Annotated in this window: 12 protein-coding genes and 1 riboswitch; of the genes, 6 read left to right on the top strand and 6 right to left on the bottom strand. The window is 48.2% G+C overall.

Translation table 11 applies throughout. The features are described 5' to 3' along the window. The 4 genes from sctD to KDK17_RS16000 all read left to right on the top strand — a co-directional run. Positions 1-984 (top strand): type III secretion system inner membrane ring subunit SctD (sctD, locus tag KDK17_RS15985; RefSeq protein WP_257288506.1); only part of this gene is annotated, 984 nt, incomplete at its 5' end. Then, on the top strand, positions 959-1,213 hold the full coding sequence (locus tag KDK17_RS15990) for an EscE/YscE/SsaE family type III secretion system needle protein co-chaperone (RefSeq protein ID WP_257282267.1): 255 nt from the start codon (positions 959-961) through the stop codon (positions 1,211-1,213). The genes sctD and KDK17_RS15990, both read left to right, overlap by 26 nt. Before the next feature lie 48 nt (positions 1,214-1,261). Continuing rightward, a complete protein-coding gene (gene sctF / locus KDK17_RS15995; RefSeq protein WP_257282268.1) occupies positions 1,262-1,501 on the top strand; it encodes a type III secretion system needle filament subunit SctF in 240 nt (79 codons plus the stop codon). A 28-nt stretch (positions 1,502-1,529) separates the two neighbouring features. Continuing rightward, positions 1,530-1,904: a M48 family metallopeptidase gene (locus KDK17_RS16000; RefSeq protein WP_257282269.1), complete on the top strand. Its 375-nt coding sequence runs from the start codon at positions 1,530-1,532 to the stop codon at positions 1,902-1,904. Here the strand turns inward: KDK17_RS16000 and KDK17_RS16005 are convergent. The 3 genes from KDK17_RS16005 to KDK17_RS16015 form a co-directional block, all read right to left on the bottom strand. Beyond that, on the bottom strand, positions 1,901-5,341 hold the full coding sequence (locus KDK17_RS16005) for a DUF4135 domain-containing protein (RefSeq protein WP_257288507.1): 3,441 nt from the start codon (positions 5,339-5,341) through the stop codon (positions 1,901-1,903). The two genes, KDK17_RS16000 and KDK17_RS16005, sit on opposite strands and share 4 nt — an antisense overlap. Then, positions 5,338-5,766 carry a CesT family type III secretion system chaperone gene (locus KDK17_RS16010; RefSeq protein WP_257253110.1) on the bottom strand — a complete coding sequence of 143 codons (429 nt, stop codon included), beginning with the start codon at positions 5,764-5,766 and terminating at the stop codon, positions 5,338-5,340. The genes KDK17_RS16005 and KDK17_RS16010 overlap by 4 nt, the downstream gene beginning before the upstream one ends. Positions 5,767-5,916: 150 nt before the next feature. After that, the gene (locus KDK17_RS16015) at positions 5,917-7,512 is read right to left on the bottom strand and encodes a Na+/H+ antiporter NhaC family protein (protein WP_257282271.1); all 1,596 of its coding nucleotides are present in this window, start codon (positions 7,510-7,512) and stop codon (positions 5,917-5,919) included. A gap of 181 nt (positions 7,513-7,693) precedes the next feature. Continuing rightward, a riboswitch (Lysine riboswitch) is annotated at positions 7,694-7,886 on the bottom strand. A 430-nt stretch (positions 7,887-8,316) separates the two neighbouring features. Here KDK17_RS16015 and KDK17_RS16020 point away from each other — a divergent pair. Further along, on the top strand, positions 8,317-8,640 hold the full coding sequence (locus KDK17_RS16020) for a hypothetical protein (protein ID WP_257288508.1): 324 nt from the start codon (positions 8,317-8,319) through the stop codon (positions 8,638-8,640). 152 nt (positions 8,641-8,792) lie between these two features. Then, positions 8,793-9,065, top strand: a complete 273-nt coding sequence (locus KDK17_RS16025; protein WP_257288509.1) for a HigA family addiction module antitoxin — start codon at positions 8,793-8,795, stop codon at positions 9,063-9,065. Between the two features lie 252 nt (positions 9,066-9,317). On the opposite strand, the gene KDK17_RS16030 is transcribed toward KDK17_RS16025, so the two are convergent. From KDK17_RS16030 to guaB, 3 genes are all read right to left on the bottom strand, one after another. Then, the gene (locus tag KDK17_RS16030; protein WP_257288510.1) at positions 9,318-9,590 is read right to left on the bottom strand and encodes an AbrB/MazE/SpoVT family DNA-binding domain-containing protein; all 273 of its coding nucleotides are present in this window, start codon (positions 9,588-9,590) and stop codon (positions 9,318-9,320) included. Positions 9,591-9,812: 222 nt separating this feature from the next. Continuing rightward, positions 9,813-11,390: a glutamine-hydrolyzing GMP synthase gene (guaA, locus tag KDK17_RS16035; protein ID WP_257288511.1), complete on the bottom strand. Its 1,578-nt coding sequence runs from the start codon at positions 11,388-11,390 to the stop codon at positions 9,813-9,815. Between the two features lie 127 nt (positions 11,391-11,517). Next, positions 11,518-12,987 carry an IMP dehydrogenase gene (gene guaB, locus KDK17_RS16040; protein WP_257253117.1) on the bottom strand — a complete coding sequence of 490 codons (1,470 nt, stop codon included), beginning with the start codon at positions 12,985-12,987 and terminating at the stop codon, positions 11,518-11,520. Positions 12,988-14,131: the final 1,144 nt, after the last annotated feature.

Genomic DNA, 14,131 nt, shown 5'->3' on the forward strand with positions numbered 1-14,131 from the left:
GCAGATGGAGAGGAAGACGACTCAGAGGAGTATGAAAATCCTCTGAAGAATATTGACCGGAAATGGTTGATAGGAATCCCGGCAGGCATTTTTGCATTTTTCCTGCTTCTTATCGTGCTGCTTTCAGGCGGTCCTGAAGAGGCACCTCCTGAAATGAGCCATCTTGATCAGGCTAAACAGATCCGAAATCAACTCAATCAGAAAAACATCAAACTGAAAGAGCTTCCTGACCAGAGCGTTCTGATCTCTGGCTATACCCTGACAATGAGTGACAAACAGATGATCCAGCGTGAACTTCGCGAGAAAGGGATTCCTTTCAGTTCACAGCTGGTCGTCATGAGCGAGTTAAGAGCTAACGCCGATGCACTTTTAAAGAATCAGGGTCATAAATCTCTCAGCCTTGAGTTGGATAACTCCCCTGGCTCGTTGGTAATGACAGGTTATGCTCCCAGCTCAGAAGAGCTGCAGAAAATCATTGCCAACCTGAAACAAGAGGTCCACGGACTGGTTTCCATTGTCGATCAGGTAGAAAATCAGGCCGGTCGCCTGAACACCCTCAAGTCCATGCTCAGGGAGAAAGGCCTGAGCCCTCGTATACATTTGATACAAAAACCTAATCAAATCACTTTAGAAGGCCACCTCTTGGACGATGAACAGGTATATAACCTGAACGATGTGGTCACACGTTTCAGAAAACAGTACGGCAATCAGCCCCAGCTGAGATTAGCGACCAAAACAGCTGGAGCACCTGCCAGAGTGGTAAGTACACCACTGGCTCCTTCTCTGAAGATTCGGTCAGTGAGTATGGGAAGGGTGCCCTTTGTGACCATGGATGACGGGGCCAAATACCTGATCGGCGCAAAACTGGCCAACGGGTATATAATTGAAGATATTAATCTTGACTATCTTTTATTATCAAAAGGCACAGATCGGATCAAATATCGTCTTGGAGGCAACAGTGAAGGATCCACAAACCGACAGTGAAAAAATTCATCTCTCCGACCTCGAAGATCGACTTATTCTTGATACCGACGGTGAACTCAGGGACAAGGTGCTGAAGGAATTAGTGGATGAAGCCTTTCGTCTGAAGTCTGAGCGGGACAAAGGGCTTTCCCCCGATCAGTTTGAAACCAACGACAAGCTGATCACTGCCTTGATAGCTGCTACTGAAGTCGTTGACAAGACCTGGAACAGGCATCACAAAAAGCGCTGATTAAACAACGTCTGACGGCTAGAGAACAGTCTGACAGGGAGAGGGACAATGGCAGAACAAAGAGCCAACCACTTTAACTTTGATCATGTGCAAGACGTATTTGGCAAAACAGCTGAAAATCTTGATCAGAACCTGAAAACCAAAATAACCAACATGGACCCGAACAACACCAAAGACATGGTGGAGTTTCAGGTCGAGTTCAATAAATATATGATCATTGAGGGTTTGAGATCCAGTATCATTAAATCCATCAAGGACACACTCCAGAGTATTATCCAGAAGTTATAAGCCGGGCAAACAGCAAGAGGCCTGAAACATGACCGATGAAAAAATAATCAAAACCCTGGCAGATATAGGCTTTATGGCCTCCAGCGTGGGTATGTCAAAACATGCTTTCGGTATTTTCAGCGCTCTGGAGAAAGCCAGACCTGACAGCGTCCTCCCCACTCTGGGCTTTGCCCTGACCTTCATTAATAAAAAGATGAATCAGGAAGCCCTGGAGATTCTTCACAAGGAAGCCATTCCAAAAGATCCCGACAATCCTACTGTCAAAGCCTTTATCGGTATGGCGCTGATGATGGAAGGCAGAAATAAGGAAGGTGAAGATTACCTGACTACGGCCAACAAGGAAGGTGACGAAGAGACCGCCACCATGGCAAAAGAGTTATTGGAGAACATCAGGAAGGGTTAAGCCTTCCTTTCACTGTCGGCCAGCGCCTCCATAACAGCCTGCCTGAGCTCCTCAGGCATCCCTTCTCCGGCATTGATATGTTGTTCAAACCAACTTTCAATCATCTGCTGACAGGCATTGAGGAATCGGTCCCTGAGCTTGTGATCCGACAGTTTGGCAATCAACTCTGCCTGTTTTTCTATCGAATTGTCAGAGAAGTAATGACGACTGACTTCCTGCAGGGTTCCGTCGTATCGCTGGACAAAAACTCCTGACTCCCCAAGCTTTCTGACAAAATCACGCTGCTCCATGGCCAACCAACCTTCGGCCACTGATTCAGCCAGGACACTGACCGGCTCCTGCCACGAGGCATCAAGCCAGCGCTGAGAAAGCTCCCCAGCCAGCGTAATTCGTTTTGCCAGACGCTGGCAATACTCTTCGCGGCGCTCTCTGGAAAGGTCTTGCAGCTCTCTGGCAACGTGAAGGTCTCGAAACTGTTTGCGGGCATCATTCAGATTCCAACGCGGCTGATACCTGACCTCAAAACCCGCCATGGACTTCAGGTAATCAAACCACTGCTCTGAATGTTCGGAAATAGCGGACACCGAGCCTTTGAAGCCTTCCACAAATGCTCTGCCATATTGAGAGGCTACTGAAGGATGTCGACCATCCAGAGAGTGCCGACCCTTTTCCATCAGCAGATGATCAAGAAAAGAAGTGGCCGTTTGCGGCTGTTCAGCCACCAGCTCACCATTTTCCAGTTTGACTGAGCTGTATCGGGTCTTGCAGAGATGAAAATTTTCCCAAACCTTCATCAGACCCGTCAGGCCAAGACTGGAATCCCGCATGCCTCTCAGAAAGCTCAACTCGGGATTTTGCAACTCTGCCTGCAATTGCATCATCACAGGATTATGAAGAGCCGTCTCGGCATCAATGAGGTAAGGCTTGTTATCATTGATATGAAGATTTTTGCTGTGAATGTCAGTCAGACCCGACATAAGACAGAAGCCTGCTGCCACTCCCATGCGACGATGGTAAGTTTCCAGATCATCGCTCTTGGAAACGGTTTCCGATGCAATAAACTCAACATAACCATAGGAAGACTTATTCAGTATCCTGAATACACCCAGAGCTTCTGAGTCCTGTACCCAGGCATTCACTGACTGGGCCATACTCTGATTCTCTCCCAGTAATAACTGGTCAATGGCGAGGTCTCTCAATTTATAAACCAGGTGTTCACCATTATTAAACGTCAATTGGTAAACGGGTGATCCTACGTCTAATTGCAAATCACGGATAGAGGTCAGACCAGAAGTCAGCTGACGGCTCTCTGTTGGCTGATGGCTCTCTGCTGGCTGATGGCTCTCTGCTGGCTGATGGCTCCCCGAGAAAAAGTAATGATTGATCTCTGACAAGTCCCGCTTCACCCGACTCAAGAGTGTACGGGTCAATCTGACTCGTTGGAAAAATTCCTTCTGAATGTTTCGATACCAATGAGGATAAGCGTCAATCAGTGTTTCCACCCCCTTGGATTCCAGCAACTTTAACACTTCACCGTAGCCGGACAGGGTGTGATCTTCTGCCAACCAGCCTATAGCCTGAAGGAGCCTGTCATCCATCCACTCAATGACTGACTGGGCAATAGATTGAATCAAGCTACTTTCGGAACCCTCACCAGAACTATCAATGTCATTGACATAACTCTGACTGAGTTGAACGTATTGATTGATAACAGGCTTGATCCATTTAGACCTCAGCTGCTCCGGAAATACCAGACCATTCACCAGACATGGATCTTCAACCTTGTACCAGTCTGGCAATTTCGCGAAAGAGGGCTTACCTGCCTCTGTCTCAATAGAAAAAGCAACCAGTTGATACTTCAACATCCAGGATAATAAAAACAATAACGGCTGCCTGTCAGGAAACAGCTTTTGGATATTGCTGACACTCTGAGGTGTAACGAGTTTCCTGATAACCTCTCTTATCTCGTTTTTATCAAGGAGATGACTCAACTGATTGAAAAAGAAACCTTTCTCCGACATCAGCAGAACCCGCAGACCTCTATCAGTGGTTACCAGAACGTCTGTTTCTTGCAGAGCCACAGTAGCATAATGCCCAAACACCTCCTGATAGGGCATCCCCACTGCCCTGCCCTGATGGTGTCGTATTCTTGAAGCTTCCTGCCCCAGTTCTTCTACCAGTTTGTGATACTGCTCAATCAGCAGAGGCCAGCTGAAGGTCTCATTGACTCTCCGGATTGCCGCTTCAGACATCTTTTCCCGGACAGATTCATCCATTAGCAATGTCGATAACGCTAGTTTCAGCGCGTCTATGTCAACCGCCACTCCCTGAGCCTGAATCAGTTGAGCCTGAGTTTTGCTGACAAGACTGAGAGAACGGGAAATATCATCATGGTCTGCCGATGCGGTTTTGATCAGGAAGCCTTCCTGCCCGGAAACAATGAGGTCTCGATAGCCATTCCAGTCGGAAAGAATCACAGGGATACCTGCCCTCATAGCTTCTACCGGTGCCAGCCCAAAACTCTCCTGAACATTGTCAGCGAGAGAAACAAACACATCCGCTTCCGCTAGTAATTGCTCACGCTTCTCGTCATCAACAGAGAGTTCAAAGCGAATACAGTCTTCAAGATTGAGCTCATAGGCCTGAGCCAGTAATGAATGAACATATTCGCCGGAGGCATCACCACTTCCGGCAATCACCAGCTGAAAGCGGGTAACCGTTCCCTCTTCAAACAGATCATTCAATGCCAGCAGTAACGGATGAAGGTCCATTTTATCGGCTGCGGATAGCCTGCCAAGACAGAGTATCTGAGGCACCTTGGCCTCCCTGGAAGCAACGGTCTCTTGTCTGGCTGGCTCAATACCCAGTGGCATCAGGCTCACCTGCCCACGATAAGGAATAGCCCTGCCAACAGTGTCACTGACACTGGCACTGGCCGAAGAGATCAGACGCTTCATTACCTTTTTCTGGGCTTTGGAGCTACAGATTATGGAATCACAGGGTTTGATGGGGGAGAAAATCAAATCCCTGACCCGGGATAAACGAGCATCATCACTCAGACTGTGAGCCCTGCCGGTGATAGGAAATAGTCTGCAAGCGTGTCTTTCACGCAGAGAGGCCAGATCAGAGATATAGGGATCACCCGAATGAAAAACGCTATAAACATGTTGCTGCAAACAGGAAGGCAGATCATGAACCGGTAGAATATTGATATTTTTACCCGCCCCATGCTGACTCAGGTATTCTTTCCAGTCTTGCCTGAAAGCGTCGATCTGGCTTTCATGAAGAAACAGATGAAGCTCATCAAAACGGCTGTAACGAACCACTGCTTTCAAAAAGGCTTCGTTAGCCTTACGCAGTCCGTTATACCCACCGATTGAGTTTTCTGCCCAGGTAACAAGACAGCCAAACAAACTGTGAGAAATATTATCCGTCATGGCATGATCATCGTTGGCATAGTTGGTATGACAGTCTGTTCCTGACTGATTTCTACGAGGTAATACTCAAAGTTATTGGCGAACTCAGCCAGAGCATTCTCAACGAGGTCTTCATCCATCCCCTGAAGCGGGCAGGAGTAGTGTAAAGCTAATGAGTCTTTGTCAGGCTCTATCGACAAAATAACCCGCTGGGTAGTTGCCAGACCCACGGTTTTGGTCATCAGGTTACGGAGTAGATTTTCCCGATCTTTTTCACCGGGTGGCAACTGGGCAATGATGCCGTGGATAAAGAACCGCCCATTGGCCTGAAAACAGGTGAACTCAATGCGGCTGTCGATAGTGAGGTAATAGCGGTTATCGCGAAAATCCAGTTCACCCAGCTGATTGTTGCGGGCAACGGCTTTCATCAGTTTGTCGAAACTCATAGCTTCCCTGCTCCGGGTGAAGGCATCCATGCCTTCTGATGTGGTATCAATTACAGCTTACTATTAATGTAATGTTTCGGCAGCCAGAGGAAAAAATCTTCCGATATGGTTTAGCTTCCGACATGACTTAGCTATGAATACCGTCAAAGCTTATTTTGCCAACTGATGATCTGCAGACTTGACCATTTGCTTAGCGGATATCTTACGAAATAAAAACACAAGCAGAATAAAACCGGCTCCGGAAGCAAGAAAGCCCGTCATTGAGGAATCTGTCAGACCCATCACCAGATAGCCCAACATAGCCACAGCAGCGATGCTCAGGGCATAAGGAAGCTGAGTCACCACATGATCAATATGGTGACAAGAGGCCCCTGTGGACGACAGAATCGTGGTATCGGAGATCGGTGAGCAGTGATCACCAAACACTGCACCTGCCAGAACAGCAGCCAGCATAGGCAAAATCATGGCAATATCGGCAGCCGCTGCCATATCTCCCGCTATGGGCAGCATGATACCAAACGTGCCCCAACTGGTACCGGTAGAGAAAGCCATAGCGCCGGAGACCACAAACAGGATCAGAGGTAAATAGCCCGTATCAATCTTTGAGCTGCTGACCACCCCGGCCAGATACTTGCCGGTTTCCAGTGAGCTGATGATATCCACCAGCACCCAGGCCAGCACCAGAATGTAAATGGCAGGCAGCATGGAGCGGGTACCTTCAACAACCGCTTTTCCCCAGGTTGAGGCATCCAGATTATGGCTGAGCATCCTGACTGCCGTAACCAGAAGGCCAACAAGACCACCATAGATCAGAGAGTTGACGACATTGGTGTTTTCAAAAGCGCCCAGGATAGAAAATGGCGTACCGGCTTCCTGAAGCGCAGAAGCGCCTGTTGCAATCAGGGAGGCAGTCGTTGCGATCACCAAAGCCAGAACAGGAATCACCAGATCAGCAACCGTCCCTTTTTCACTGCTACTGATAGCTTCAGATGAGCCCGGTGGCGTTCCCTTTCGACTGTCATAGAGTTCACCGGCTTGAGCACGGCGCTCATGGGTCAGCATAGGACCAACATTCAAATCCATAGCCGCAGTACAAAACACCAGCGCCAGAGCAAAGACAGCATAGAGGTTCATCGGTACCATACTGACAAAAGCACCAATAGCACTGACATCGGTCACTTCATGGGCCACCAGAATACTGCCAATCAGGGCAATGATGTAGGCCCCCCAGCTGGAGACAGGGGTAATAACGCACACAGGTGCAGCCGTTGAGTCGATCAGGTAAGCCAGCTTTGCTCTGGAGACGCCATGACGGTCTGTCATAGGGCGACCGATATTACCAACGGCCAGTGCGTTAAAGTAATCGTCAATGAAGATAATGATACCCAGCAAAACAGTAACCAGTTGTGATCCCTGACGGGTTTTCACTCTCTGGCGGGCCCATTCACCAAAGGCCCTCGCGCCACCGGAAACATCAATCAGGGTGGTAATGATGCCGAGCATCACCAGAAAGAGCAGAATAAAGACAGTGCCCGTATTGATACCATTATCCCAAAAAATTTCGGTAAAACTGTTCAGGAGATAAGTAAACGTATTGCTGACACTGAAGTCAGTCAGTAGCAGAGCGCCTGCAAGGATACCTGCGCCAAGGGAAAAGAGTACATGACGGGTCAGGATCGCCAGAATAATAGCCACTGCCGGAGCGACCAGTGAAAGGGGTGATGTGCTGTAACCAAGTAATTCCATAAAGACTGATCTTGTGAGTGAAAACGCTCGATGAGCAGAAGTTCCATGACTGCTGACATTAAGCTTAATTCACGATATAGGATCAGGAGGGCAATGGATTGAAGCAGAATACGACCGGATTGGCCCCGTATTTGCCTGTTGCCGAGCAACCTGCCTTTTGGGCAGAGTCTTTCAGAAACGATTGTCCAGTAGCGCTCCACAGTAAAAACCGTGACAGTGATACACCTCTTCGATGCACCACCAGCAGATGAGTTTGACGACGACTCTGCTTCGGCACCTTTTCCTTTCATCCGGCTCTCGGCCCTGGCCAACCCAGGACACTCGGTGTCAACCTGCTACGGATTACTGATAAACGGTGCGCCTCTACTTTTAACCTTGATCCGGAGATCCAATGGATCAATGGCTGATTGTTGTGGGAACTTCCTCTGACATTCACAGGAAAGTGCCCTTTCACTCATAAGCGGACTCATCCGTTATGGTGTTTATTAAGAGGATCACAGGCAGAGGCGCAGCGACAATATCCTGTCACGTTACCCCTGCTGATGGCCGGTAATTATGCACATCGCTGCTTGATTAACAACCGTGAAATTCAGCTAAAGAAACTTTGCTTTCTAAAAAAACAGATTTTTCAGGCAGTTAGCCTTTACAGCTTGTTCCCATGCTCCAGAATGCATGCACCCTAACACTGAACTCCACCTCTTGAGATAACGTCTGGAGCATTGGAACGAGACAGGTATTAGTCCTGATGAACTGCTCTGATGATCGAGATATTATGCAGCCACAGAGTTTTCCCCGGGCCTTTTAATGAAGTTCTGGATATTGCTGTTTAGCCTGATGGTATCAGGCATTACCGTTGCCGGAGAGTACCGAACCTGTTCGATCAACCACGGGCAGCTCAGCCAGTGCGGCCTGAAGTACACCGGCACAGCAGTCATTAAACACAATGGAGCCTACCGTCAGTGCGACATCGTCATGGGAAAGGTTTCCGGTTGTGATCACCCATACAGCGGAGCAGCCGTGATTTTAGAGGCAGGTGTTTATCGCCAGTGTCAGGTGACTATCGGTGCGATTTCATCCTGTGGCCACCGTTTTAGTGGGTCTATTCCAGTTTATTCAGCATCCCATTAATGGCTGTTGACTGGAACCTGTTGCAAGGTGTGAAGGCTAGACTGTTTTTTTCCTGACAAATGACATTTTTATCACTACGCTGAGAGAATTTTGCGACAACCTCTGTGGCATGGGAGCAAGTCATAGAGAATATCACTAGGAGAGGATTCATTATGTTTAACCCAATGCACCCGGGCGAGGTTCTCAAAGAATCTTATCTGGAACCACTGAATATCAGCGTAACCGAAGCTGCCAAGCATCTGGGAGTTGCGCGTAAAACCCTGTCTGAACTGGTTAACCAGAGATCAAATGTCAGTGTTGAGATGGCTTACAAATTAGCTAAGGCTTGCAATACCTCTCCTAAGCTGTGGCTGAATATGCAGGTTAACTATGACCTCTGGCGCAACAGGGATATGGAAGCAATCCAGGTCGCTACCTTTAGTTAATGAACCCGACAATTTCTCTGGTTCCCACACACCAGAGTTTAATCATGGCTTTTGCATTCCCAGATATTTTTGAGCATCTTGGTCAAATGAGCAGCCTCTTTGCAGAGTGAAATAAATCTCCAGCATAACGGGTTCTGATATATACCCCTGATGTTCAGGTATGAACTGCATGAATAACCTGAAAGCTTGTATGGACGTGAGATGGGTGATCCTGAGTCAGAAATCGGAGCAAAATATTGGTGTCCAGACTAATCATACTGCCACCCTTTCATCTTCTTCGTCGTTGCTATCCTTCCCGGAATAACCCTCTGAAATACAGGCTTTTATATCATCATCTGAAAGACTTATGTTCGTCTTAACGGCTCCACACAGCGACATAATGCTGAGTTTTTTAGGAACAACCTGCCAGGTGCCGTCTTCTTGCTGGATGAACTCGAGTTGATCTCCTTCTCTAAGGTTCAGATCTGCTCGCACTCTGGCGGGTATAGTGATCTGACCTTTTGATGTTAATTTGGTTGTGGGCATGGCTGTACCTCTATGATTTCTTAAATTCTTTACATGTAGTAAGGAACCATTTTGAAAGCTCTTTTTTTAATTCGTTCCACTTAAACAACCTGTTAACTGACTTTCTCAAAGCGACTGTATCAAGCGCAGATCACAGCAGTCGCTCTTTTTACATACTACAAAAAAAAGCGGCTCATCCTTAGACAAGCCGTTCCATTTCACTTAACCGGTCAACGCCCGATGCTATTCCCACTCAATGGTCGCCGGTGGCTTACTGGATACGTCATAAGTCACTCGGGAAACATGCTCTATCTCGTTGATGATCCGGCTGGAGACCTTCTCCAACAGCTCATAAGGCAGATGGGCCCAGCGAGCGGTCATAAAGTCGATGGTTTCAACAGCCCGTAAGGCCACCACATACTCATAGCGACGACCATCACCGACCACTCCCACCGATTTAACCGGCAGGAACACAGCAAAGGCCTGACTGGTCTTGTGATACCAGTCGGCTTTATGCAGTTCTTCAATAAAGATGGCATCCGCCTGACGGAGAATATCGCAGTACTCTTTCTTGATCTCTGCCAGCACTCTTACGCCCAGACCCGGACCGGGGAAAGGGTGGCGATACACCATGTCATAAGGCAGCCCCAGTTCAAGGCCAATCTTGCGAACTTCATCCTTGAACAGTTCACGCAGCGGCTCAACCAGTTCCATAGCCATATCTTCAGGCAATCCCCCCACATTGTGGTGAGACTTGATGACATGGGCCTTGCCAGATTTTGCACCTGCTGATTCGATCACATCGGGATAGATAGTGCCCTGTGCCAGAAACTGAACATTGTCCAGTGCCACAGCCTGTTGATCAAAGACTTCAATAAAGGTGTTACCAATAATTTTGCGCTTGGCCTCCGGATCCTGAACGCCTTTCAGCTTTTCCAGAAACAGTTCTTCAGCATCTGCACGGATAACACGCACCCCCATGTTCTCAGCGAACATGGCCATCACCTGATCACCTTCGTTCAGACGAAGCAGACCATTATCGACGAAGACACAAACCAGCTGATCACCAATCGCCTTGTGCAGAAGCGCTGCCACAACACTGGAATCAACACCACCGGAGAGCCCCAATAGTACGGTCTTGTCACCCACCTGTTCACGAACACGGGCGATAGCATCTTCAATAATCTGTCCTGGCGTCCAGAGCTTTTGACAGCCGGCAATATCAATGACAAAACGTTCCAGGATACGACCGCCCTGCTTGGTATGAGTCACCTCAGGATGAAACTGGACACCGTAGTATTGCTTCTCTTCACAAGCTATGGCTGCAAAAGGACAGGAATCAGTAGAAGCCGCAGCCACAAAGCCTTTGGGCAGCCGGGACACCTTGTCACCATGGCTCATCCAGACATCCAGACTCAGACGTCCCTGCTCATTGACATGGTCTTCAATGCCATCGAACAGCCTGACCTTGTTTTCCAGATTTACTTCGGCATAACCGAATTCACGCAGATTCGAGGTCGATACCCTGCCGCCCATCTGCTCAGCCATAGTCTGCATACCGTAGCAGATACCCAGCACTGGCACACCCAGTTCAAAAACAGCCTGAGGTGCACGGGGCGAAGCGTCCCCAGTCACGGACTCAGGTCCACCCGAAAGAATCACAGCCTTGGGGGCAAACTCAACAATAGCCTGCTCATCCATATCATAGGGATGCAGCTCACAATAAACACCTATCTCACGTACACGTCGGGCGATCAGCTGGGTGTACTGGGAACCGAAGTCCAGAATCAGAATTCGTTCGGCGTGAATATCCTCTAACATGTGTCTTCTCAACATTAGATAACTGCTATGACCAGCAACAGATCCTCTCCATGGTGTGCGAAGACCTGTTACTGATCCGGCATTAAACTGCGGATGCTATAGCCAACAGTTCAGGGGAATGGTCAAATTAACCCACCCGGTAATTGGGCGCTTCTTTGGTAATGGTCACATCATGGACATGAGACTCTTTCATACCCGCATTGGTCACCCGAACGAACTCGGGCACCGTACGCATGGTCTTCATATCTGCTGAACCGGTGTATCCCATTGCTGCACGCAGACCACCCACCATCTGGTGGACAATGGCATTCAGCGGCCCTTTGTAAGGTACACGACCTTCAATACCTTCCGGGACCAGCTTCTCGGCACCGGCTTCTGCACTCTGGAAGTAACGGTCACTGGAGCCGGAAGCCTGAGCCATGGCACCAAGTGAACCCATGCCACGATAAGCTTTGTAACTTCTGCCCTGATAAAGCTCAACTTCACCCGGAGCTTCCTCGGTACCTGCCAACATACTACCCAGCATGACCGCACTGGCACCCGCTACGATGGCTTTAGCCAGGTCACCGGAGAAGCGAATCCCACCATCAGCGATCACCGGGATGCCGGTTCCTTGCAACGCTGCCACAACATTGGCTACTGCCGAGATCTGGGGTACGCCAATACCGGTCACGATACGAGTGGTACAAATGGAGCCAGGACCAATACCCACTTTCACGCCATCGGCACCAGCATCGGCCAGGGCTTTGGCGGCTGCACCGGTAGCAATATTGCCGCCGACGACCTGTACGTGAGGATAGGTTTCCTTAACCCAGCGAACCCTCTCAATAACGCCTTTGGAATGGCCGTGGGCAGTATCAACGATCACTACGTCGACACCGGCATCGACCAGAGCAGCAACACGCTCAGGGGTTTCAGGTCCTGTGCCTACTGCAGCACCCACTCTCAGCTGGCCGTGAGAATCTTTACTGGCGTTAGGATAATCCTGAGCTTTCTTGATATCTTTTACGGTCATCATGCCGACCAGATTAAAAGCCTCACTCACTACCAGCACCTTCTCGATACGATGCTTATGAAGCAACTTGCGAACAGCTTCCTGATCGGTTCCTTCCTTCACAGTAACCAGCCTGTCCTTAGGCGTCATAATATCAGCCACAACCATATCCAGATTGGAGACAAAACGGACGTCACGACTGGTGACAATACCGACCAGATCGCTGCCATCCAGAACGGGCACTCCGGATATTTTATGACGACCGGTCAATTCAAGAAGATCCCTGACCGACGCAGTGGAATCTATTGTAATGGGGTCCTTGACGACACCGCTTTCATGCTTTTTGACCTTACGAACTTCATTTGCCTGTTGAGCAACGGTCATATTCTTGTGAATGATGCCAATGCCCCCTTCCTGAGCCATGGCAATGGCCAGACGGGCTTCAGTCACAGTATCCATGGCTGCCGAGATCAGAGGAATTTTCAGCTCGATTTCGCGGGTCAGCTTGGTGGTCAGAGAGACATCTTTGGGGAGAACTTCTGAATATCCGGGCAGAAGCAGGACATCATCGAAAGTGAGGGCTTCTTGGGCGATTCTCAGCATTACCTGTTACCGATCCGAGTGTATTGGGTGGATGGAAAGAATCCCGCCGATGATACATCAAGATCACTGTCAATAAAACAGAAAATCTGTTCAAATTATCCGAATGTGCGTACAAAGTAATCAGAGGCTGTCCATACTCTAAAACACTCAGACCCTGCCACTATGGATCTTTACGATATAATGTTTGCTGCGCCCTCTCAACTCATAAACAGTTGTCAGTGACCCGGATACACAGGGCGACAGGTAAAAGCGAGTTTTGTCATTGTTCAGGGTGTTAAGAATACCATTTATACATTGAATAAAGGCTATAAAGCAGTGTGACATCCTCCCACCACTGATTAGTCCTCTCTATCCAAGTTCAGGGCAGAGGCTGGCTGGATAAATTAAGATAGTTGGCTTTAATGTCGGTGATGCTGTAATTAAATTGATTGAAACAGGCTTTACGCAACGCCTCGTTGTTCAGGACACTATCAGATTGGCCATCCTGACTTTAAAAGCCTGGACTAAATAAAGTATCAAATGGTCAGACTGTTGAGAAGGTAGTCTACGTGACTTTAATGCTTGTTAACAGTAAAAACAGACACAACCCTGAAATCAAGAAAGTGATTAAGCCATCAGGTTAGTAGCTTAAAAACAGTTAAAACAGAGGTGTTTTTCCTCCGGCTCTTCTAGAATATCTGCACACACAACCAACCTGATATCAATCTATTTATTCCCGATCAGGATAGTAAATATCACGAATTCAAAACCAACAGTCAAATTGCACAAAAATCCATTCTTGCTACATCCTGAACCCACTGCTATTTTTCCTCTGGCTCCATAGGGATCGTAACAATTGATTCAATGAGTATAAATAAAAAATACTATTTAACAGGTCAATCCTGACTAACAAATTAATAATTATCAAATGGGATCTACACCAGCTATATGCTTGTTTGTCACAGAAGACTGTTAAAGCTTCTCTCTTTTGCTCTGCTCTTCATGATTGAAATGATGACACCAACGGGCTACGCCACCGTCTACCAGAATGGACCAGAGTACAACGCACCAGAAATTCGTTTTCCGGGTATCTACGCCGGATTTAAAGCTAATAATTTCCACCTGAAGCTGGGTAACCATTACCATGTACTACACGACGTTGGTA

Origin of the sequence: Endozoicomonas sp. SESOKO2, assembly GCF_024606245.1 — a bacterium.
In the GTDB taxonomy this organism is placed as follows: domain Bacteria; phylum Pseudomonadota; class Gammaproteobacteria; order Pseudomonadales; family Endozoicomonadaceae; genus Endozoicomonas_A.

Excerpts from the sequence above, each read along its gene's own strand:
- sctF (WP_257282268.1), top strand. The coding sequence starts at position 1,262 with ATGGCAGAACAAAGAGCCAACCACTTTAACTTTGATCATGTGCAAGAC.
- KDK17_RS16000 (WP_257282269.1), top strand. The coding sequence starts at position 1,530 with ATGACCGATGAAAAAATAATCAAAACCCTGGCAGATATAGGCTTTATG.
- KDK17_RS16005 (WP_257288507.1), bottom strand. The coding sequence starts at position 5,341 with ATGACGGATAATATTTCTCACAGTTTGTTTGGCTGTCTTGTTACCTGG.
- KDK17_RS16010 (WP_257253110.1), bottom strand. The coding sequence starts at position 5,766 with ATGAGTTTCGACAAACTGATGAAAGCCGTTGCCCGCAACAATCAGCTG.
- KDK17_RS16015 (WP_257282271.1), bottom strand. The coding sequence starts at position 7,512 with ATGGAATTACTTGGTTACAGCACATCACCCCTTTCACTGGTCGCTCCG.
- KDK17_RS16020 (WP_257288508.1), top strand. The coding sequence starts at position 8,317 with ATGAAGTTCTGGATATTGCTGTTTAGCCTGATGGTATCAGGCATTACC.
- KDK17_RS16025 (WP_257288509.1), top strand. The coding sequence starts at position 8,793 with ATGTTTAACCCAATGCACCCGGGCGAGGTTCTCAAAGAATCTTATCTG.
- KDK17_RS16030 (WP_257288510.1), bottom strand. The coding sequence starts at position 9,590 with ATGCCCACAACCAAATTAACATCAAAAGGTCAGATCACTATACCCGCC.
- guaA (WP_257288511.1), bottom strand. The coding sequence starts at position 11,390 with ATGTTAGAGGATATTCACGCCGAACGAATTCTGATTCTGGACTTCGGT.
- guaB (WP_257253117.1), bottom strand. The coding sequence starts at position 12,987 with ATGCTGAGAATCGCCCAAGAAGCCCTCACTTTCGATGATGTCCTGCTT.